The 16,678-nt window shown below is 55.0% G+C and carries 23 protein-coding genes and 1 tRNA gene; 14 read left to right on the top strand and 10 right to left on the bottom strand.

Features of this window, described 5'->3' with window-relative positions; translation table 11 throughout:
- The first annotated feature begins 22 nt into the window (after positions 1–22).
- From ctaD to V7Q41_RS01705, 5 genes are read left to right on the top strand one after another with little or no spacing between them, the layout of a single operon-like run.
- Entirely contained in the window at positions 23–1,639 is a 1,617-nt protein-coding gene (ctaD, locus tag V7Q41_RS01725) for a cytochrome c oxidase subunit I (RefSeq protein WP_333841989.1), read from the top strand.
- A 2-nt stretch (positions 1,640–1,641) separates the two neighbouring features.
- Complete coding sequence (locus tag V7Q41_RS01720) at positions 1,642–1,755, top strand: cytochrome oxidase small assembly protein (RefSeq protein WP_333841986.1); 114 nt, start codon at positions 1,642–1,644, stop codon at positions 1,753–1,755.
- A gap of 4 nt (positions 1,756–1,759) precedes the next feature.
- Complete coding sequence (locus V7Q41_RS01715) at positions 1,760–2,365, top strand: cytochrome c oxidase assembly protein (RefSeq protein WP_333841983.1); 606 nt, start codon at positions 1,760–1,762, stop codon at positions 2,363–2,365.
- Entirely contained in the window at positions 2,362–2,556 is a 195-nt protein-coding gene (locus V7Q41_RS01710) for a DUF2970 domain-containing protein (protein ID WP_333841982.1), read from the top strand. Before V7Q41_RS01715 ends, V7Q41_RS01710 begins: the two co-directional genes overlap by 4 nt.
- Before the next feature lie 21 nt (positions 2,557–2,577).
- Positions 2,578–3,459 (top strand): cytochrome c oxidase subunit 3, encoded by an 882-nt coding sequence (locus tag V7Q41_RS01705; protein WP_333841980.1) that lies wholly within the window; start codon positions 2,578–2,580, stop codon positions 3,457–3,459.
- A 59-nt stretch (positions 3,460–3,518) separates the two neighbouring features.
- Here V7Q41_RS01705 and V7Q41_RS01700 read toward each other — a convergent pair whose 3' ends face one another.
- Positions 3,519–3,740, bottom strand: coding sequence for a twin transmembrane helix small protein (locus V7Q41_RS01700; RefSeq protein ID WP_333842147.1), 222 nt, complete (start codon positions 3,738–3,740; stop codon positions 3,519–3,521).
- Between V7Q41_RS01700 and V7Q41_RS01695 the strand changes: the two genes are divergently transcribed.
- From V7Q41_RS01695 to V7Q41_RS01675, 5 genes are read left to right on the top strand one after another with little or no spacing between them, the layout of a single operon-like run.
- On the top strand, positions 3,739–4,503 hold the full coding sequence (locus V7Q41_RS01695) for an SURF1 family protein (RefSeq protein ID WP_333841979.1): 765 nt from the start codon (positions 3,739–3,741) through the stop codon (positions 4,501–4,503). The two genes, V7Q41_RS01700 and V7Q41_RS01695, sit on opposite strands and share 2 nt — an antisense overlap.
- Positions 4,481–5,173 (top strand): hypothetical protein, encoded by a 693-nt coding sequence (locus V7Q41_RS01690; protein WP_333841975.1) that lies wholly within the window; start codon positions 4,481–4,483, stop codon positions 5,171–5,173. Before V7Q41_RS01695 ends, V7Q41_RS01690 begins: the two co-directional genes overlap by 23 nt.
- 23 nt (positions 5,174–5,196) lie before the next feature.
- Positions 5,197–6,321 (top strand): COX15/CtaA family protein, encoded by a 1,125-nt coding sequence (locus V7Q41_RS01685; protein WP_333841973.1) that lies wholly within the window; start codon positions 5,197–5,199, stop codon positions 6,319–6,321.
- A 19-nt stretch (positions 6,322–6,340) separates the two neighbouring features.
- Positions 6,341–7,231, top strand: a complete 891-nt coding sequence (cyoE, locus tag V7Q41_RS01680; RefSeq protein ID WP_333841970.1) for a heme o synthase — start codon at positions 6,341–6,343, stop codon at positions 7,229–7,231.
- A gap of 5 nt (positions 7,232–7,236) precedes the next feature.
- Positions 7,237–7,824, top strand: a complete 588-nt coding sequence (locus tag V7Q41_RS01675) for an SCO family protein (protein WP_333841968.1) — start codon at positions 7,237–7,239, stop codon at positions 7,822–7,824.
- Between the two features lie 52 nt (positions 7,825–7,876).
- On the opposite strand, the gene rpoH is transcribed toward V7Q41_RS01675, so the two are convergent.
- Both rpoH and ftsY read right to left on the bottom strand, forming a co-directional pair.
- Positions 7,877–8,800, bottom strand: a complete 924-nt coding sequence (gene rpoH / locus V7Q41_RS01670; RefSeq protein WP_333841965.1) for an RNA polymerase sigma factor RpoH — start codon at positions 8,798–8,800, stop codon at positions 7,877–7,879.
- A gap of 148 nt (positions 8,801–8,948) precedes the next feature.
- Entirely contained in the window at positions 8,949–9,956 is a 1,008-nt protein-coding gene (ftsY, locus tag V7Q41_RS01665; protein ID WP_333841963.1) for a signal recognition particle-docking protein FtsY, read from the bottom strand.
- 30 nt (positions 9,957–9,986) lie between these two features.
- On the opposite strand from ftsY, the gene rsmD reads away from it, so the two are divergent.
- The 4 genes from rsmD to V7Q41_RS01645 are packed head-to-tail and all read left to right on the top strand — an operon-like array spanning position 9,987 to position 12,134.
- Positions 9,987–10,610 carry a 16S rRNA (guanine(966)-N(2))-methyltransferase RsmD gene (rsmD, locus tag V7Q41_RS01660; RefSeq protein ID WP_333841961.1) on the top strand — a complete coding sequence of 208 codons (624 nt, stop codon included), beginning with the start codon at positions 9,987–9,989 and terminating at the stop codon, positions 10,608–10,610.
- 36 nt (positions 10,611–10,646) lie between these two features.
- Positions 10,647–11,159, top strand: coding sequence for a pantetheine-phosphate adenylyltransferase (gene coaD / locus V7Q41_RS01655; protein ID WP_333841958.1), 513 nt, complete (start codon positions 10,647–10,649; stop codon positions 11,157–11,159).
- Between the two features lie 8 nt (positions 11,160–11,167).
- Complete coding sequence (locus V7Q41_RS01650; protein WP_333841956.1) at positions 11,168–11,857, top strand: histidine phosphatase family protein; 690 nt, start codon at positions 11,168–11,170, stop codon at positions 11,855–11,857.
- Positions 11,858–11,882: 25 nt separating this feature from the next.
- Positions 11,883–12,134 (top strand): YfhL family 4Fe-4S dicluster ferredoxin, encoded by a 252-nt coding sequence (locus tag V7Q41_RS01645; protein WP_333841954.1) that lies wholly within the window; start codon positions 11,883–11,885, stop codon positions 12,132–12,134.
- A 29-nt stretch (positions 12,135–12,163) separates the two neighbouring features.
- Here the strand turns inward: V7Q41_RS01645 and V7Q41_RS01640 are convergent, their stop codons facing one another.
- From V7Q41_RS01640 to V7Q41_RS01610, 7 genes are all read right to left on the bottom strand, one after another.
- The gene (locus V7Q41_RS01640) at positions 12,164–12,688 is read right to left on the bottom strand and encodes a hypothetical protein (RefSeq protein ID WP_333841952.1); all 525 of its coding nucleotides are present in this window, start codon (positions 12,686–12,688) and stop codon (positions 12,164–12,166) included.
- Positions 12,675–13,352, bottom strand: a complete 678-nt coding sequence (pth, locus tag V7Q41_RS01635) for an aminoacyl-tRNA hydrolase (protein WP_333841949.1) — start codon at positions 13,350–13,352, stop codon at positions 12,675–12,677. The genes V7Q41_RS01640 and pth overlap by 14 nt, the downstream gene beginning before the upstream one ends.
- Positions 13,353–13,419: 67 nt before the next feature.
- On the bottom strand, positions 13,420–14,040 hold the full coding sequence (locus tag V7Q41_RS01630) for a 50S ribosomal protein L25/general stress protein Ctc (protein ID WP_333841946.1): 621 nt from the start codon (positions 14,038–14,040) through the stop codon (positions 13,420–13,422).
- A gap of 112 nt (positions 14,041–14,152) precedes the next feature.
- The gene (locus V7Q41_RS01625; RefSeq protein WP_333841942.1) at positions 14,153–15,127 is read right to left on the bottom strand and encodes a ribose-phosphate pyrophosphokinase; all 975 of its coding nucleotides are present in this window, start codon (positions 15,125–15,127) and stop codon (positions 14,153–14,155) included.
- Positions 15,128–15,210: 83 nt separating this feature from the next.
- Positions 15,211–15,287, bottom strand: a tRNA-Gln gene (locus V7Q41_RS01620).
- Positions 15,288–15,319: 32 nt separating this feature from the next.
- The gene (gene ispE, locus V7Q41_RS01615; RefSeq protein WP_333841939.1) at positions 15,320–16,165 is read right to left on the bottom strand and encodes a 4-(cytidine 5'-diphospho)-2-C-methyl-D-erythritol kinase; all 846 of its coding nucleotides are present in this window, start codon (positions 16,163–16,165) and stop codon (positions 15,320–15,322) included.
- Between the two features lie 3 nt (positions 16,166–16,168).
- Positions 16,169–16,678, bottom strand: coding sequence for a lipoprotein insertase outer membrane protein LolB (locus V7Q41_RS01610; protein ID WP_333841936.1), 510 nt, complete (start codon positions 16,676–16,678; stop codon positions 16,169–16,171).

The following is a 16,678-nucleotide window of genomic DNA, read 5'->3' as shown; positions in this document are numbered from 1 at the left end:
TAGCGTTTAGAAGGAACACATTATGAGCGCAGTCCTCGATTCCCACAGTCACGACCACGATGACCACCACGGTGCCCCTCACGGCTGGCGCCGCTGGGTGTATGCCACCAATCACAAAGACATCGGTACTTTGTACCTGTTGTTTGCCTTCACCATGTTGATCATTGGCGGCGTCTTGGCGCTGCTGATTCGCGCCGAGCTGTTTCAGCCTGGCTTGCAACTGGTCAATCCTGAGTTGTTCAACCAACTCACCACCATGCACGGCTTGATCATGGTGTTTGGCGCCATCATGCCGGCCTTCGTGGGCTTTGCCAACTGGATGATCCCGCTGCAAATTGGCGCGTCTGACATGGCTTTTGCCCGCATGAACAACTTCAGCTTTTGGCTGATGATCCCTGCTGCTGCTATGTTGGCTGGTTCGTTCTTTATGCCAGGCGGCGCTCCTGCTGCTGGCTGGACGCTTTATGCGCCGCTGAGCCTGCAAATGGGCCCGTCGATGGATGCGGGTATTTTTGCGCTGCACATCTTGGGCGCATCGTCCATCATGGGCTCGATCAACATTGTGGTCACCGTGCTCAACATGCGCGCACCTGGCATGACCTTGATGAAGATGCCCATGTTCGTTTGGACTTGGTTGATCACCGCTTATTTGCTGATTGCCGTGATGCCTGTGTTGGCTGGCGCGATCACCATGACATTGACAGACCGTCACTTTGGCACCACCTTCTTCAACCCCGCTGGCGGTGGTGATCCAGTGATGTACCAGCATATTTTCTGGTTCTTCGGTCACCCCGAGGTCTACATCATGATCTTGCCGGCCTTCGGCATCATCAGCCACATCGTGCCTGCGTTTGCGCGTAAGAAATTGTTTGGTTACGCCTCCATGGTGTATGCCACTTCATCGATTGCGATTTTGTCGTTCATCGTCTGGGCGCACCACATGTATGCCACGGGCATGCCAGTGACGGGTCAACTGTTCTTCATGTATGCCACCATGCTCATCTCGGTGCCCACTGGCGTCAAGGTGTTCAACTGGATTGCGACCATGTGGAAAGGCTCAATGACATTTGAGACGCCCATGTTGTTTGCAGTGGGCTTTATCTTTGTGTTCACCATGGGTGGTTTCACAGGCTTGATCTTGTCAATGGCCCCAATCGACACCCAAGTGCAAGACACGTATTACGTGGTGGCTCACTTCCACTATGTGTTGGTGGCGGGTTCGTTGTTTGCCATGTTTGCAGGTTTTTATTACTGGTGCCCCAAGTGGACTGGTGTGATGTACAACGAAACACGCGGTCAAATCCACTTTTGGTGGACACTGATTTCGTTCAACGTCACTTTCTTCCCCATGCACTTTTTGGGATTGGCTGGCATGCCCCGTCGCTACGCCGACTACCCCATGCAGTTTGCCGACTTCAACGCCTTGGCTTCGGTGGGTGCTTTCTTCTTCGGTTTTGCGCAGGTGTACTTCTTCTTCTTCGTGGTGCTGCCAGCGATGCGCGGCCAAGGTGAAAAAGCTGCCGCCAAGCCTTGGGAAGCTGCTGAAGGTTTGGAGTGGGAAGTGCCATCACCCGCACCCTTCCACACCTTTGAGAACCCACCCAAGCTCGATGTCACGGCAACCCGCGTGATCGGTTAATCATGAGCACGCCCGAACAACGCAAAAAGAACCTCCGTACGGGCCTGATCTTGGCCTCTGTGGCAGTGGTGTTCTTTGCTGGTTTCTTTGCCAAGGTTGTTTTGTTGAATCGCTGACACCATGGCTGCACCACGTCGTAACCTGTTGATGTTCAAAAAGCTGCTCGTGGTGACGGCTGGCATGTTTGCATTTGGTTATGCCTTGGTGCCGATGTACAAGGCGATTTGCGAGCTCACAGGCATCAACATCTTGGCGTTGGGTGAGCGCGAAATTCCTGGTTCAGGCAATGCCCGTGCCAAAGTCAAAAACACGCAAGTTGACGCCAGCCGCACCATCACGGTCGAGTTCGACGCCAATGCGCGTGGTCCTTGGAAGTTCAAGCCCGCACAAAGCTCCTTGCAAGTGCACCCGGGCGAGATGATGACGGTCATGTACGAATTTGAAAACGTGCAAGACCGCGTCATGTCTGCGCAAGCCATTCCTAGTTATGCCCCACGCCAAGCGGCAGCGCATTTCAACAAGCTGGAATGTTTTTGTTTCAACCAATACACTTTGGCTCCCGGCGAAAAAAAGCAGTGGCCTGTGGTGTTTGTGATTGACCCCAAGTTAGCCAAAGACGTGACCACCATCACACTGTCCTACACCTTCTTTGAAGTGGGCTCTAAAACACCTGCAGCGCCTACCGCTGCATTGGATGTGGCACCTAAAGCTGGAGTGGGTTCATGAGTACCAAGGTGTCTCTCATGCGTTCTGTCAAAGCGGTGGCATGGTCGTTTTTAGGAATTCGCAAAAGTAGCGAGTTCCAAGAAGATATAGACAAGATCACCCCCTTGCATGTGCTTGGGGTGGGTTTGGTCGCAGTTTTTTTGTTTGTCATCAGTTTGATTGTTTTCGTCAATCTGGTCGTCGCTAAATAAATAAATAATGAAGGAATGGATATGAGTAGCACAGCACACGGCACAACGCCTTACTACTACGTACCGCATGCGTCACGCCACCCGGCGCTGGCAGCATTGGGTTTGTTTTTTGTGATCCTTGGCGCGGGCCAGTGGGTCAATGGTGTCGAGTGGGGCAAGTACAGCTTGTTCTTTGGCTTGGTATTTTGGCTCGTGGTGTTGTACCAGTGGTTTGGTGATGCCATTTCTGAGAGCGAAAGTGGTCTGTACGGTCACAAGATTGACCTGTCATTTCGTTGGAGCATGAGCTGGTTTATTTTTTCTGAAGTCATGTTCTTTGGTGCCTTCTTCTCGGCTTTGTGGTGGGCGCGTTCGCACTCAGTGCCCGAGCTGGGTAACTTAGAGAACGCCTTGTTGTGGCCTGACTTCAAGGCGGTATGGCCCAGCATGGCGGCTGGTATGACGGCTTCACCTGCCAGCATCATTGAGCCTTTCCAAGTCATGACGCCGTTTTGGTTGCCTACGATCAACACCGCGTTGTTGTTGACATCAGGCGTGACCTTGACCATCGCGCACCATGCTTTGATCGAAAACAAGCGTGACACCACCATCAAGTTCATGTGGCTCACGGTGGCCCTGGGTGTGGTGTTCTTGTTTGTGCAAGGTTACGAATACGCGCATGCTTACAGCGACTTGAATCTCAAAATGACCTCGGGTGTGTATGGCTCAACCTTCTACATGCTCACCGGTTTTCACGGCTTTCACGTGTTCTTGGGCATGTTGATGCTCTTGGTCATCACTTTGCGCCTGCAAAAAGGCCACTTCACTTCTGACAAGCACTTTGGCTTTGAAGGCGCGGCTTGGTACTGGCACTTTGTGGACGTGGTGTGGTTGGGGCTCTACATCTTGGTGTATTGGCTGTAAGACACACGCAGACACAACAAAGGCCGCAAGTGCGGCCTTTGTCTTTGGTGGGTTTGGGGTTATTGACCTGCTTGAATGCCCGTGGGTTGGATGTAGCCCAAGTGCCAACCAATCAGAACACAAATAAACAAGACAATCGACACGCCAACCCTCAGCCCCAAGGCCTTGACCATGTGACCTGACTTGGTTTGACCACCGCGCCCATTGCGCATCATGAAGACCAAGGCAGAACCCAAGCTGGCGAGAATGGCTAAAAAGGCAATTGCAACAATGTATTTCATGCGCACGATTATCTCCCTCCCACGCACCCGTGCGTTTGCATGGGTGACATTGGCCATGGTGATAGGTGTGGCGTTGACGGTGCGTTTGGGTTTTTGGCAGTTGTCACGTGCTGCGCAAAAAGAAGAACGCCAAGCTGCCATCGTGGTGCAAATGCAAGCGGGCGTGTTGAACACCTCGGCGCTGTTGGATGACCCTACAAATTTTGACCTCATGCACCAACGTGTGCGTTTGCAAGGTCAGTGGCTGCCCCAGCACACGGTGTATCTAGATAACCGCCCGATGAATGGACGCGCTGGCTTTTGGGTGATCACGCCCTTGCAACTCAATGCCAATACACGCGTCTTGGTGCAGCGTGGTTGGGTGCCTCGTCATCAGCTAGACCGCACCTTGTTGCCAGAAATTCAAACGCCTACAGGTGTGGTGCAGATCCAAGGCCGCATTGCGCCGCCACCATCGCCCTTGATGTCGTTGACGGCTGACCCTGGTTTTGACAACACGGATCCAAAGGTAAACCATATTCGGCAAAATCTAGATCTCGGTGTGTATGCAGTGCAGGTGGGCGGTACGTTGGCGGCCACGGTATTGCAAACAGATGCCAATTCCGAAGGTTTGCAGCGTGACTGGCCGGTCATCACGGCGGGCGTTGAGAAAAACCTGGCTTACGCCTTCCAATGGTTTGCACTCGCTGCGCTTCAGTTGATTCTCTATATTTGGTTCCAATTCATTCAACCCTACCGCCATGCAAGACGCCTCCCGAACTAAAACAGACCAGCCACTTGGCATGACGGTGTATGACCTGCCTTCTCCCATCGACGTGGTGCGGGCAGATGCCAAGCGCGTCGGCAATGGGCGCTTGCGTATGTTGCTGGTGTTGTTGGTGTGTGCAGCGCCCGTGGTGGCTTCGTACTTCACTTATTACGTGGTGCGCCCTGAAGGGCGTCGCAACTTTGGCGAGTTAATTGAGCCGATGCGCGCTTTGCCAGACGTCACAGTACAAAGCTTGTCTGGCGTTGCTTTGCAACTGCCTGAGCTCAAAGGTCAGTGGTTGTTGGTCAGTGTGGCTGGCGGCGACTGCCAAGCTGAATGTCAAAACCAGTTGTACCTGCAGCGCCAAATTTTGATGGGCTTGGGTAAAGAGCGTGCGCGTACCGAGTGGGTTTGGCTGGTCAGCGATGCGGCCCCCGTGCCCACCAGCATCTTGCCGGGTTTGAAAGAAGCCACTGTGCTGCGCATGCCTGTTGACGCATTGGCGCAATGGTTGCAGCCTGCGAAGGGACAACAATTGCAAGACCATTTGTATTTGGTTGATCCGCATGGTCAATGGATGATGCGTTTTCCCGCCAAACTCAGCAATGAAGGTGCTTTGAAAACCAAACGTGATCTGGAGCGTTTGCTGCGTGCAGCGGCCTCGTGGGACGAGCCGGGTCGATAAGTCCGCCATCTAATAACTACCCAATGACTGACAAGCTCCTTAACCTCACGCCTGCGCTTCACCTGCTCATCATGGGCGCTCTTGTGGCCATGTTGCCCTTGTGCTGGGTGTGGTTGCGCAATCCCAAGGCCTCGATGTCAAGACGTGTACAAGTGTTGACCTTGGTCACATTGTTCATTACCTTTGACTTGGTGCTGTTCGGCGCATTCACACGTTTGACCGATTCTGGCTTGGGTTGCCCCGACTGGCCGGGTTGCTACGGCCATGCCAGCCCATTGGGTGCGCAGGCTGCCATTGCAGCCGAGCAAATGCAAATGCCCGACGGCCCTGTGACGCATACCAAAGCCTGGATTGAGATGATTCACCGCTACATGGCCATGGCGGTGGGTGGCTTGATCTTGACGCTGGCTGCATTTGCTGGGCTAAGGCGTTGGCGAGGCGATACCAGTGTGAGCTTGTTGTGGCCCACATTCACTTTGCTGTGGGTGTGTGTGCAAGGTGCATTTGGTGCGCTGACGGTCACCATGAAGTTGTTCCCACTCATCGTCACATTGCATTTGATGGGCGGCATGGTGCTGCTCGCCTTGCTGACGATGCAAGTGCAGCGCCAGCGCTTGGCAAGCGAACGCAGCCAAGCTATTTTGATTCGCCCCATGTTGTATGCAGCAACCCTGTTTGGACTCTTGTTGTTGACTGTGCAAGTGTTGTTGGGTGGCTGGGTCAGCACCAACTACGCGGTGCTGGCGTGCAACACATTCCCGATGTGCCAAAACAGTTGGTGGCCCTTGATGAACTTTGAACAAGGCTTTACGTTTTGGCGCCATTTGGGTGTAGATGCCAACGGCCAGCCCTTGGTATTTGAGTCGCTCACGGCCATTCACTATGTTCACCGCTTGGCGGCTTATGTGGTGATGCTGTATTTGGCTTGGTTAGGTTTTGCATTGCGCCGTGTACGCCCGATGATCCCTGCATCCAATTGGCTGTTGGCATGCTTGGTGTTGCAGTTGTTCACGGGCTTGTCAAATGTGTTGCTGGAATGGCCACTGATCTCAGCGGTCATGCACACCGGTGGCGCTGCGGCTTTGGTGGTGGTGTTGGTGTGGATGTTGACCGGCGCGCGTGCCTCGCACAGCACGGTGTTGAATTGATGATCAGAAAAACTTTTTTATGAGCCTTGCCTCCTTGCCTCTCACACGCTTGCGCCAATTCAATGCACTGACCAAGCCACGCGTGATTCAACTCATCGTTTTTTGTGCGTTGATTGGCATGGTGCTGGCGGTACCTGGTGTGCCGTCGGGGCCTGAGTTGGAGTTGGGGTTGTTGGCTTGCTTGGGTATTTGGTTTGTTTCAGGCGCTGCCGCGGCCTTTAACTGCTTGGTCGAAAAAGGCATTGATTCACGCATGAAGCGCACGTCTTGGAGGCCAACAGCCAAAGGCGAATTGAGTGATGTCGAAACGCTGTTGTTTTCGGCCTTGATGTGCGCCATTGGGTCTGCTATTTTGTATGTGTGGGTGAACCCGCTCACCATGTGGCTGACCTTTGCCACATTTGTGGGGTATGCAGTGATCTACACCGTGATCTTGAAGCCGCTCACGCCTCAAAACATTGTGATTGGTGGCGCCTCGGGCGCGATGCCGCCGGTGTTGGGTTGGGCTGCCATGACGGGAGAGGTGGGACCTGAGTCCTTGATATTGTTTCTCATCATTTTCTTGTGGACGCCGCCTCATTTTTGGGCCTTGGCTTTGTACCGCGTCGAGGACTACCGTAAGTCTGGCTTGCCCATGCTGCCTGTGACGCATGGCAATGAATTCACGCGTTTGCAAATTTTGCTCTACACCTTTGTCTTGTTTGCTGCTTGCTTGATGCCATTCATCTACCGGATGAGTGGATGGTTTTACTTGGTGAGTGCGGTGATCTTGAGCCTCGGATTTTGTGGCTACGCCTGGGCCTTGTGGCGCAACTATTCGGACGAGCTAGCGCGGAAAACTTTTCGCTTTTCTTTGATTCACCTCAGCCTCTTGTTTGCAGCGCTGTTGATGGATCATTACTTGTGGTGATTGCGATGACACGTCGTTTTTTTTGGACCGTATTGGCGGCATTCGCTTTGGTTGCTTGCAGCCCAGAACAGACCAAGTTCAACAGCATTGATATCACGGGGGCAGACTATGCCAAGGGCTTTACCCTGACTGATCACAATAACCAAACACGCAGTTTGTCAGACTTCAAAGGCAAAGTGGTGGTGGTGTTTTTTGGCTTTACCCAGTGTCCTGATGTGTGCCCCACCTCGCTGACCGAATTGGTCGAGATCAAACGCCTGCTGGGCGCTGACGGTGACAAGCTCCAAGGGGTATTTGTGACGGTTGACCCTGCGCGCGACACCACCGAGCTGCTTAAAGCCTACATGACCAACTTTGACCCCAGCTTTGTGGCCTTCACGCCCACGCCAGAGCAACTGGCTGTTGTGGCCAAGGATTACAAGATTTATTACAAAAAAGTAGAGGGCAAGACGCCTAGCAGCTACTCGATGGACCACTCAGCGGGTAGCTATGTCTACGATACCCAAGGACGTTTGCGTTTGTACACGCGCTATGGCATGGGCGCGAAGGCACTCGCGCAAGACGTCAGTGCTTTGTTGAAAACCACACCTTGATGCCTCAGCCATCCCTGCTTTGACACGTTCGGCGTCAACGGCCCTTGCCACTTTATGCGTAGTCAGCCAAAGCTGCTTTCATCTTTTTCATGGCTGCCACTTCGATTTGGCGAATGCGCTCGGCGCTCACGCCGTATTCGTCGGCTAAGTCGTGCAGTGTCAAGCCGCCCGAGCCGTTGTCTTGCACCTTGAGCCATCGCTCTTCTACGATGCGGCGGCTGCGCGCGTCGAGCACGTTCAGTGCAGCAGCAATGCCGTCCGAGGCCAGCACATCGCGCTGATGCGCAGCCATCATGGCGGTGGGCTCGTGGTTGGTGTCGGTCAAATAGGCAATCGGGCCAAAGGCCTCGTCGCTGTCCTCGTTGGGCGTGGGGTCTAGCAGCACATCGCCGCCGGACATGCGCATTTCCATCTCCAACACTTCTTCGGGCTTGACCTTGAGCTTGGTCGCCACCGCGCTCACCTCTTGGGGGTTGAGGGTGTTGCGGTGGGTGTCGTCGCGTGCGTCTGACTTGAAGCCTTGCTTCATGGAGCGAAGATTGAAAAACAGTTTGCGCTGTGCTTTGGTGGTGGCCACTTTGACCATGCGCCAATTTTTCAAAATGTATTCGTGAATTTCGGCCTTGATCCAGTGCATGGCATAGCTGACCAAACGCACACCTTGGTCGGGGTCGAAGCGTTTGACGGCTTTCATCAAACCAATATTGCCCTCTTGAATCAAGTCGGCGTGAGGCAGACCGTAGCCCAAGTATTGGCGTGAGATTGAGACCACCAATCGCAAGTGCGAAAGCACCAGTTTTCCAGCCGCTTCGAGGTCATTGTTGCTTCTCAGCAGACGTGCAAATTCTTGCTCTTGCTCGGGGGTGAGCATGGGAAAACGGTTGGCAGCCGTGATGTAGGCATCCAAATTGCCTAAGGATGGAACCGGTGCCCAAGGGTTGGTGATGGCGAGTGTTTGATGCGTCAGCGAGGTCATGAAATTAGTCCTTTCGGATAACTAAAACATATATTAGCACTCCCGAGTCAAGAGTGCTAATCCCTGTCAAATTTTCGGGTTAACCCTTGATAAATACACATCAGCGCAGCACAAGCGGGCGTGGCAGCTCACAAGGTGTTTGGGGGCCTTAACCCAGCAAGGCGTCTGCAAACTCTTGAGCGTTGAAGGTTTCTAGGTCGTCGACGGCTTCGCCCACGCCGATGAAATACACAGGCACTGTCGCAGCGCCAGCTGCAGCGCGGCTTTGGCCCCACAAAGCAATGGCAGCCAGCACGCCTCCTTTGGCGGTGCCGTCTAGCTTGGTGACGATGAGGCCAGTCAAGCCCAATACCTCGTCAAATGCCTTCACTTGGGCGAGGGCGTTTTGCCCGGTGTTGCCGTCAATCACCAAAAGCACCTCATGGGGGCCGGTGGGCTCGGCTTTTTGTAGCACGCGCTTGATTTTTCGCAACTCTTCCATCAAGTGCAATTGCGTGGGCAGACGGCCTGCCGTGTCTACCAGCACCACGTCTTTGCCGCGGGCTCGGCCTGCGGTGACGGCATCAAAGCTCACAGACGCAGGGTCGCCGCCTTCTTGACTGACGATTTCCACCGTGTTTCGTGTGGCCCAAATGGCCAGCTGTTCACGGGCGGCAGCGCGAAATGTGTCGGCTGCTGCCAGCAGCACCGATGCGCCGCTGTCGCTGAGATGGCGGGTGAGCTTGCCAATCGAGGTGGTTTTGCCTGCCCCGTTTACCCCTGCCACCATGATGATGGTGGGTTTGTGTGCGCCGATGGTGAGCGTTTTTTCGAGTGGTTTGAGCAGCAGTGCGATGGACGCAGCCAGCAGGGCTTTGACTGCAGAGGGATCTGTTGTGCCCGTGTCTTTGACGCGTTTTTTCAAATCGGTCAGCAAATACTCGGTGGCCTGCACGCCTGCATCCGCCATGAGCAGCGCAGTTTCAAGCTCCTCATACAGCCCGTCATCTATCTTCGTGCCCGTGAAGACGGTGCTGATGCTTTGGCCGGTTCGACGCAGACCCTGGCCAAGACGTGCCATCCAGCTGGCGCGCGCGCGTTCGGGGGTTGCGGCTGCATCGAGGCCAGTCTGAGCTGCAGTCTGATCAGTGATTTTTTTCTTAAAGAGGCTAAACATGTGTGGGTGTTTCTAGAATCAGTCCATTCTATGAAAAGCCGCACACCTACCCCTGATCGAGCAAGCTCAGCCAAACCCGTTTTGGAAAAACGTCACAAAGGGGCTGGCGAGGTACGCATCATCGGCGGTGAATGGCGCCGCACCAAGTTGCCCGTGGCTTTGAAGCCTGGTCTGCGTCCCACGCCTGATCGCGTGCGCGAGACCTTGTTCAACTGGTTAGGTCAGTCGTTGGTGGGCTGGCGCTGTGTGGACCCATTTGCTGGCACGGGCGCCTTGGGCTTAGAGGCTGCGTCACGCGGTGCGGCTCATGTGCTGTTGTGCGAACTAGACCCTGCCTTGGTCGCGCAGCTCAGCCTGCAAGTGACTCGTCTCAAAGCCACGCAAGTGGAGGTGTTGCGCACCGATGGTGTGGCGCGCTTGAGGCAACTCAGCGCATGGAGTGTGGACTTGATTTTTATTGACCCCCCGTTCGACGGCGCCTTGTTTGAGCCGGCGCTGCAAGCCGCTGGCAAGGCAGTGAAGGCGGATGGCTTTGTGTACCTCGAAGCCCCCCTCGCTTGGACAGACGCTCAGCTAGAGCCGATGGGCCTGGTGTTGCATCGCCACCTCAAGGCTGGTGCGGTTCATGCGCACCTGTTGCGCCGAATTGCATAATTTGATTTTTGAAGAACGAAATACACAGGAGCATCCATGTCCAAGCAAGTTGTTGCCATCTACCCCGGCACTTTTGACCCCATCAGCTTGGGCCACGAAGACATCGTGCTGCGTGCAGCGGCCATGTTTGACAAAGTGATCTTGGCGGTGGCCACCGCACACCACAAAAAAACCTTGTTCACTTTGGACGAGCGCATGGACATGGCGCGTGAGGTGATGTCGGCCCACCCCCAAGTTGAAGTGGTGCCCTTCAGTGGTTTGGCGCGTGATTTTGTGCGCACGCATCAGGCCACTGTGATGGTGCGTGGCGTGCGCACCGTGACCGACTTTGATTACGAGTTTCAACTCGCAGGCATGAACCGAGAACTGATGCCAGAGGTGGAAACGGTTTTTCTGACGCCGAGTGCCAAATACCAATTCATCACCAGTACCTTTGTGCGTGAAATCTCTCTGCTAGGAGCTGGCGACGATGGGCAGAATTTGGTGTCCTCTGGTGTTTATAAACGCTTGCTGGCCAAAAAAGCAGCGCTGTCTTCACTCGCTCCTTAGAACTTGCCATGACTGATTTTTTGCTGATCCGTCACGGTGAAACCGCTTGGAACCGTGAGCTGCGTTTTCAAGGCCAGCGGGATGTCCCACTCAACGACTTGGGGCTAGAACAAGCGCAGCGTCTCAAAGCCCGTATCGCCCAACATTTGAAGGATTGGCAAGCACAAGGCCGAACGCCTAGCCAAACCATCAGCAGCGATTTGCTGCGCGCCCAACAAACCGCACACCCTGTGGCTAATGTGTTGGGTCACCACTGTATTTTGAATGCGGGTTTGAGAGAGCAGGGTTACGGGATGTTTGAGGGTTTGCGCAGCCCAGACATTCAAGCCCAAAATCCGGTCGCTTGGCAGCGCTGGTTGGACTTTGATGCGGATGTGGCAGTGGAAGGGGCTGAAACCACGCGCGCCTTCCATGCGCGTGTGATGGCGACCTTGCATACGCTGGCTTCGCAATATGCAGGCCAGCATGTGGTGGTGGTCACGCATGGCGGCGTACTTGACATGGTGTGGCGTCAGGCGCAGGCCTTGTCTCTCAGTGGCCCGCGTGAGTGCGACATACCCAACGCAGGCATCAACCAAGTGACTTGGCGTGACGGCGCGTTGCACATTCAAGCGTGGGCCGATGCCACGCATTTGGCTGATTTGCCTGAGCAGCCGGTGTATAGCCAAAAGCGGTTATTGCAAGCGCGGGATAATTGAAGTTTTAGCCCACGGACGGATTTTTATGGCCTTGATGATCACCGATGAATGCATCAATTGCGATGTGTGTGAGCCCGAGTGCCCAAATGAAGCCATTTTCTTGGGGCCAGAGATTTACGAAATCAACCCCGACAAATGCACCGAGTGCGTCGGGCACTTCGATGAGCCGCAATGTGTGCAGGTCTGCCCCGTGGCGTGCATTCCTGTGAACCCTGAGCGGGTGGAAGGGCGGGATGCTTTGTTGGCGAAGTTTCGGCTGTTGCAGCAAAGCGCCTAGTCGCCAGCCTTTGGCAACGCGCTGCGCTGTCATGGGCGCGATGAATCTTTCTCAGGCACCGCTTTGGCGGTGCTTTTCTTTTGGGCTGCTGCGTTGGGGTCTACCGCGGTGAAGTAGGGGCTGGGTTGTTGGCCGCGCTTGCCTTTGCGCTTGCCGCGCTGCGGCTGGGTGGCTTGGTGGGTGACACTGGCAGGGGGTGCAAGGGGCGCGCTGAACCTCAGGGGTGCTGCTTCGGCCGCTTGGCGCTCGGCTAGCAACCTTTGTTTTTCTAAAGCTTGTGCTTGGCGCAAGTCACTGCTGGCGTTGGCTTTGTCTTGCCCTGCATTGCGCAACTCGGACGTCGGTGCAAGGGGTGCTGCGGGTCCGTTGGCACATTGGGCATGGGGGCTGTAAGAATCGCCGCAGCGGTAGGCGGTATCTGCCCTGGCGTGATGGCTGATCAGCAGGGCAAGTGCTGCGCACGTGATGGCACGCCATGAAATGCAACTGCAGCCCATGCCGTGTCGCCACACACCAATGCGCGTGGCACCCACGAGGGTGTTAGTTCGCGTCACTCCCTTTGTCTTGTGATTTGTCAACATCAGCATCAACCCCTGTCTTGTCTGTGCCAGGCTGAGTGGCCGGCCGAGGTGGTTTGGGCCGGGGTGGCTTGGCGGTGTGAATCATTTGCGTGGCTTTGACCATGTCGCCCGCCAGCAAATGCGGCAAAGCCAAGCTGGTGCGTGTGATGCAGTCTTCGATGGCGCTGCGTTGATCGGAGGCTGGTTTTTTCAGCACCCAATTCGCAACCTCTGACTTCACACCCGGGTGACCAATGCCAATGCGCAACCGCCAGTATTGGTCTGTGCCAAGTTGTGCATGGATATCGCGCAAACCATTGTGGCCCGCGTGACTGCCACCGAGTTTGAGTTTGGCTTCGCCAGGCGTGATGTCCAACTCATCGTGCACCACCAAAATTTCTTGCGCTTGAATTTTGAAGAAACGCGCCAACGCCCCCACCGACTTGCCTGAGAGGTTCATGAAGGTTTGCGGTTCAAGCAGCCACACGTTCTCGCCTTTGACCGAGGTGCGGGCCAGCAAGCCGTGATAAGCGCGGTCTGGCTGAAGCTGGACCTTGAGGTCGCGCGCAGCGGTGTCTATCCACCAAAAGCCAGCGTTGTGCCGCGTGGCTTCGTATTCAGGGCCTGGGTTACCGAGGCCAACGAGGAGCTTGATCATGTCAGCATTATTCCAAAGCAAAACGGCCCACCGAAGTGGGCCGTTCAGTGCAATCGCGCAAGGCGGATTACTTTTTCTTTTTGTTGTCGCCAGCAGCGGCTGCAGCTTCTTGAGCTGTAGGAGCCTCAGCCTTGGTGGCGACAACGGCTACCAACACGGGGTTGGAGGTGCCAGGCGCCACAACCGTCACGCCTTCGGGCAGGGTGATGTCTTTGGCGTGCAAAGAGTGGCCTTTGGTCAAGTTGCTCAAGTCCACAGCGATGAACTCTGGCAAATCTTTGGGCATGCAAGAGATTTCCAATTCAGTGGCAATGTGGTTGATCAAGCATTGATCAATTTTGACCGCTGGGGAGTTTTCTTCACCAGAGTAGTGCAAAGGCACTTTTTTCTTCATCTTGGTGTTGGCATCGATGCGCTGAAAGTCGATGTGCAAGACAAGTTGTTTGAACGGGTGGTATTGAACGTCGCGCAACAACACTTCGGAAGTTGTGCCGTTGTATTCCATTTGCAAGACAGAAGCGTGGAACGATTCTTTCTTCAAGGCATGCCACAACGCGTTGTGATCGAGTTCAATCAAGATGGGATCAGCCGTGCCACCATAGACGATGCCTGGTGTGCGACCCGTGATACGCAGACGGCGGCTCGCACCCGTTCCCTGCTTAGCGCGCTCAAAAGCGACAAATTTCATAATTAACTCCAGTAAGAACCCACCGCGACCAGTGTGGCTCCAGTTTCAAAAATAGACTGCACAACACAAGGAAGGCAGCCCGGGGTGATGCTCGACGACTTGCGTCAGCTGTTTAAAACAGCTGGTCTTGGTCGGAGAACAAACTCATGACCGACTCACCTTTGGCAATGCGCTGGATCGTCTCGGCGATCAGCGGGGCCACAGTGAGTTGGCGGATTTTTTTGCAGGCGCGACCCGCTTCACTCAAAGGAATGGTGTTGGTCACCACCACTTCGTCGAGCGCATCGCCTTTGGCAATGCGCTCAATCGCAGGGCCAGAGAAAATAGGGTGTGTGCAGTAGGCATATACTTTTTTGGCACCACGTGTTTTGAGAACTTCAGCCGCTTTGACCAAGGTGCCAGCCGTGTCAATCATGTCGTCCATGATGACGCAGTTGCGGCCTTCGATATCGCCAATGACGTTCATCACTTCTGACACATTGGCCTTGGGGCGGCGCTTGTCGATGATGGCCAAATCGCAACCGAGTTGCTTGGCCAATGCGCGGGCGCGCACCACGCCACCGACATCGGGGGACACCACAATCAGGTCTTCGTAATTCTTGGTTCGCAAGTCACCTAAAAGCACAGGCGATGCGTAAATATTGTCGACAGGGATGTCGAAGAATCCTTGAATTTGGTCCGCGTGCAAATCCATGGTCAACACCCGAGCTACGCCGGCGGTTTGTAGCAAGTCGGCCACCAACTTGGCCGAGATAGGCACACGGCTTGACCGCGGGCGACGGTCTTGACGGGCGTAGCCGAAGTAGGGAATGACTGCACTGATGCGCTCTGCTGAGGCGCGCTTCAAAGCATCCACCATGATCAGCAATTCCATCAAGCTTTCGTTGGTGGGGGCGCAAGTGCTTTGCACCACAAACACGTCTCGGGCGCGCACGTTTTGGTTGATTTCCACCGTGACTTCGCCGTCAGAAAAGCGGCCGACGTTGGCAGCACCGACTTCGATGCCGAGGTGGGTTGCAATTTCGGCAGCCAAAGTAGGGTTGGCATTGCCAGTAAAGACCATGAAGTCGGGGATGTGGGTCGACATGATGACGTATGACTTTCGCTTCAAGACCAATGACGCAGTAAGTCGTCACTTGCAAACCGTGCACAGATGTGCTTTTGAACATTTGGCAGGGGATCGAGGACTCGAACCTCGGAATGCTGGAATCAAAATCCAGTGCCTTAACCAACTTGGCGAATCCCCTACACAGGTCAGTCGCTTTGCAGCGATCAACCCTTAACTTTCGCTAGCTGCCCATCCCGCTTGAGGATGCGCTGCCATGTTGCTGCATATCCGCATTTGCCAGTTGTGTGGGGCTGAACCAATCAGCACACCATCTGGTAACTTGGCAAACACTGCACTGCCAGAACCGGTCATGCGTGGGCTTAATCCATAAGAGCCTAGCCATTGGAGGACTTGGTCAATTTCTGGGCACAACGCTTGAGCGACTGGTTGCAAATCGTTGCGGCCAAAACCGTAATGATTTGCAGCAAAGAGCGGCATTGTAGCAGTTTCTGTTGCGCGTTCTAGTTGCGGCGCGCGAAAAATTTTGGCCGTCTCCAATCCCGCATTGGGTTTGACCACTGCAAATTGAGCAGCGGGAAGTTCTATGGGTGTGATTTGTTCGCCAATGCCTTGCACCCAAGCATTTTGGCCACTCAGAAAAAAAGGCACATCGGCACCCAACTCCAAGCCCAAGGGCAACAGTCTAGACAGCGGCCAATGCAAACCCCACAAGCGGTTGAGGGCCAGCAAGGTGCTGGCTGCATCGGACGATCCGCCGCCCATGCCGGCTTGCGCAGGAATGTGTTTTTCAATCGCGATGTGCGCGCCGAGGTGGGTGCCGCTTGCGCGTTGAAGCGACTGCGCGGCACGCATGACCAAATCATCTGCAGGAAGTGAGACAGTCAGGTCTTGGCGTTGAATCTTGCCGTCCTCGCGTACATCAAAGTGCAAGGTGTCACACCAATCGATCAGCATGAAGACCGATTGCAACAAATGGTAGCCATCGTCACGCCTACCCGTGATGTGCAAAAAAAGGTTGAGCTTGGCTGGTGCGAAGACGTGGTGTAGCGAGCGCATGGTTTACAAGTCGAGTTTGATGCGCAGCGTCACTTCGGGAAGGGGGCTGATGCGGCGTGCGGTGATCGATCCTTGTGCGCTAGCAGATAAGTCGGCTAACCAGCCCGTGGCTTGGACATCGCGACCTTGCAGCCAACCAAAAATCGCTTCCACGGGCAGGGCTGCGCCTGTGGCTTGCTCGGTCAAATCGGCCAGCGATGTGAAGAATTGGTGCTTGCTGCCGTCGCTGAGTTGTACCCGCTGCGGCGTCCATTGCAGCGCCCCCAGGGTGGTGCCCAGTGGCGAATGCAAATCAAGCTCACCGTTTTGGGCGTCGCCTCGCAAAGAAAAGCTAGCGCTCATCAAAGAAGGGGTATGTCCTTGCACTTGCACGCTGATGCGACCCTGCCATTGCGCATGATTGTCATGCGCGCTGCGCAAGGGCTGGGTGATGTGGCTGGGCGTGGCACACCCAGCCAAGGAGGCGCCGATCAACATGGCGCCCATCTGCAGTGCAAGCCAACCAGCGCGCAT

The organism is Limnohabitans sp. (assembly GCF_036804465.1).
Taxonomy (GTDB): Bacteria; Pseudomonadota; Gammaproteobacteria; order Burkholderiales; family Burkholderiaceae_C; genus Limnohabitans.
The sequence above is the reverse complement of the archived record's forward strand: the minus strand, read 5'-3'. Positions and strand labels throughout refer to the sequence as shown.

Excerpts from the sequence above, each read along its gene's own strand:
- ctaD (WP_333841989.1), top strand. The coding sequence starts at position 23 with ATGAGCGCAGTCCTCGATTCCCACAGTCACGACCACGATGACCACCAC.
- pth (WP_333841949.1), bottom strand. The coding sequence starts at position 13,352 with ATGATCAAGCTCCTCGTTGGCCTCGGTAACCCAGGCCCTGAATACGAA.
- V7Q41_RS01715 (WP_333841983.1), top strand. The coding sequence starts at position 1,760 with ATGGCTGCACCACGTCGTAACCTGTTGATGTTCAAAAAGCTGCTCGTG.
- rpoH (WP_333841965.1), bottom strand. The coding sequence starts at position 8,800 with ATGACCTCGCTGACGCATCAAACACTCGCCATCACCAACCCTTGGGCA.
- V7Q41_RS01710 (WP_333841982.1), top strand. The coding sequence starts at position 2,362 with ATGAGTACCAAGGTGTCTCTCATGCGTTCTGTCAAAGCGGTGGCATGG.
- V7Q41_RS01705 (WP_333841980.1), top strand. The coding sequence starts at position 2,578 with ATGAGTAGCACAGCACACGGCACAACGCCTTACTACTACGTACCGCAT.
- V7Q41_RS01675 (WP_333841968.1), top strand. The coding sequence starts at position 7,237 with ATGACACGTCGTTTTTTTTGGACCGTATTGGCGGCATTCGCTTTGGTT.
- V7Q41_RS01650 (WP_333841956.1), top strand. The coding sequence starts at position 11,168 with ATGACTGATTTTTTGCTGATCCGTCACGGTGAAACCGCTTGGAACCGT.
- cyoE (WP_333841970.1), top strand. The coding sequence starts at position 6,341 with ATGAGCCTTGCCTCCTTGCCTCTCACACGCTTGCGCCAATTCAATGCA.
- V7Q41_RS01645 (WP_333841954.1), top strand. The coding sequence starts at position 11,883 with ATGGCCTTGATGATCACCGATGAATGCATCAATTGCGATGTGTGTGAG.
- V7Q41_RS01695 (WP_333841979.1), top strand. The coding sequence starts at position 3,739 with ATGCGCACGATTATCTCCCTCCCACGCACCCGTGCGTTTGCATGGGTG.
- ispE (WP_333841939.1), bottom strand. The coding sequence starts at position 16,165 with ATGCGCTCGCTACACCACGTCTTCGCACCAGCCAAGCTCAACCTTTTT.
- V7Q41_RS01700 (WP_333842147.1), bottom strand. The coding sequence starts at position 3,740 with ATGAAATACATTGTTGCAATTGCCTTTTTAGCCATTCTCGCCAGCTTG.
- ftsY (WP_333841963.1), bottom strand. The coding sequence starts at position 9,956 with ATGTTTAGCCTCTTTAAGAAAAAAATCACTGATCAGACTGCAGCTCAG.
- rsmD (WP_333841961.1), top strand. The coding sequence starts at position 9,987 with ATGAAAAGCCGCACACCTACCCCTGATCGAGCAAGCTCAGCCAAACCC.
- coaD (WP_333841958.1), top strand. The coding sequence starts at position 10,647 with ATGTCCAAGCAAGTTGTTGCCATCTACCCCGGCACTTTTGACCCCATC.
- V7Q41_RS01690 (WP_333841975.1), top strand. The coding sequence starts at position 4,481 with ATGCAAGACGCCTCCCGAACTAAAACAGACCAGCCACTTGGCATGACG.
- V7Q41_RS01720 (WP_333841986.1), top strand. The coding sequence starts at position 1,642 with ATGAGCACGCCCGAACAACGCAAAAAGAACCTCCGTACGGGCCTGATC.
- V7Q41_RS01685 (WP_333841973.1), top strand. The coding sequence starts at position 5,197 with ATGACTGACAAGCTCCTTAACCTCACGCCTGCGCTTCACCTGCTCATC.
- V7Q41_RS01610 (WP_333841936.1), bottom strand. The coding sequence starts at position 16,678 with ATGCGCGCTGGTTGGCTTGCACTGCAGATGGGCGCCATGTTGATCGGC.
- V7Q41_RS01630 (WP_333841946.1), bottom strand. The coding sequence starts at position 14,040 with ATGAAATTTGTCGCTTTTGAGCGCGCTAAGCAGGGAACGGGTGCGAGC.
- V7Q41_RS01625 (WP_333841942.1), bottom strand. The coding sequence starts at position 15,127 with ATGTCGACCCACATCCCCGACTTCATGGTCTTTACTGGCAATGCCAAC.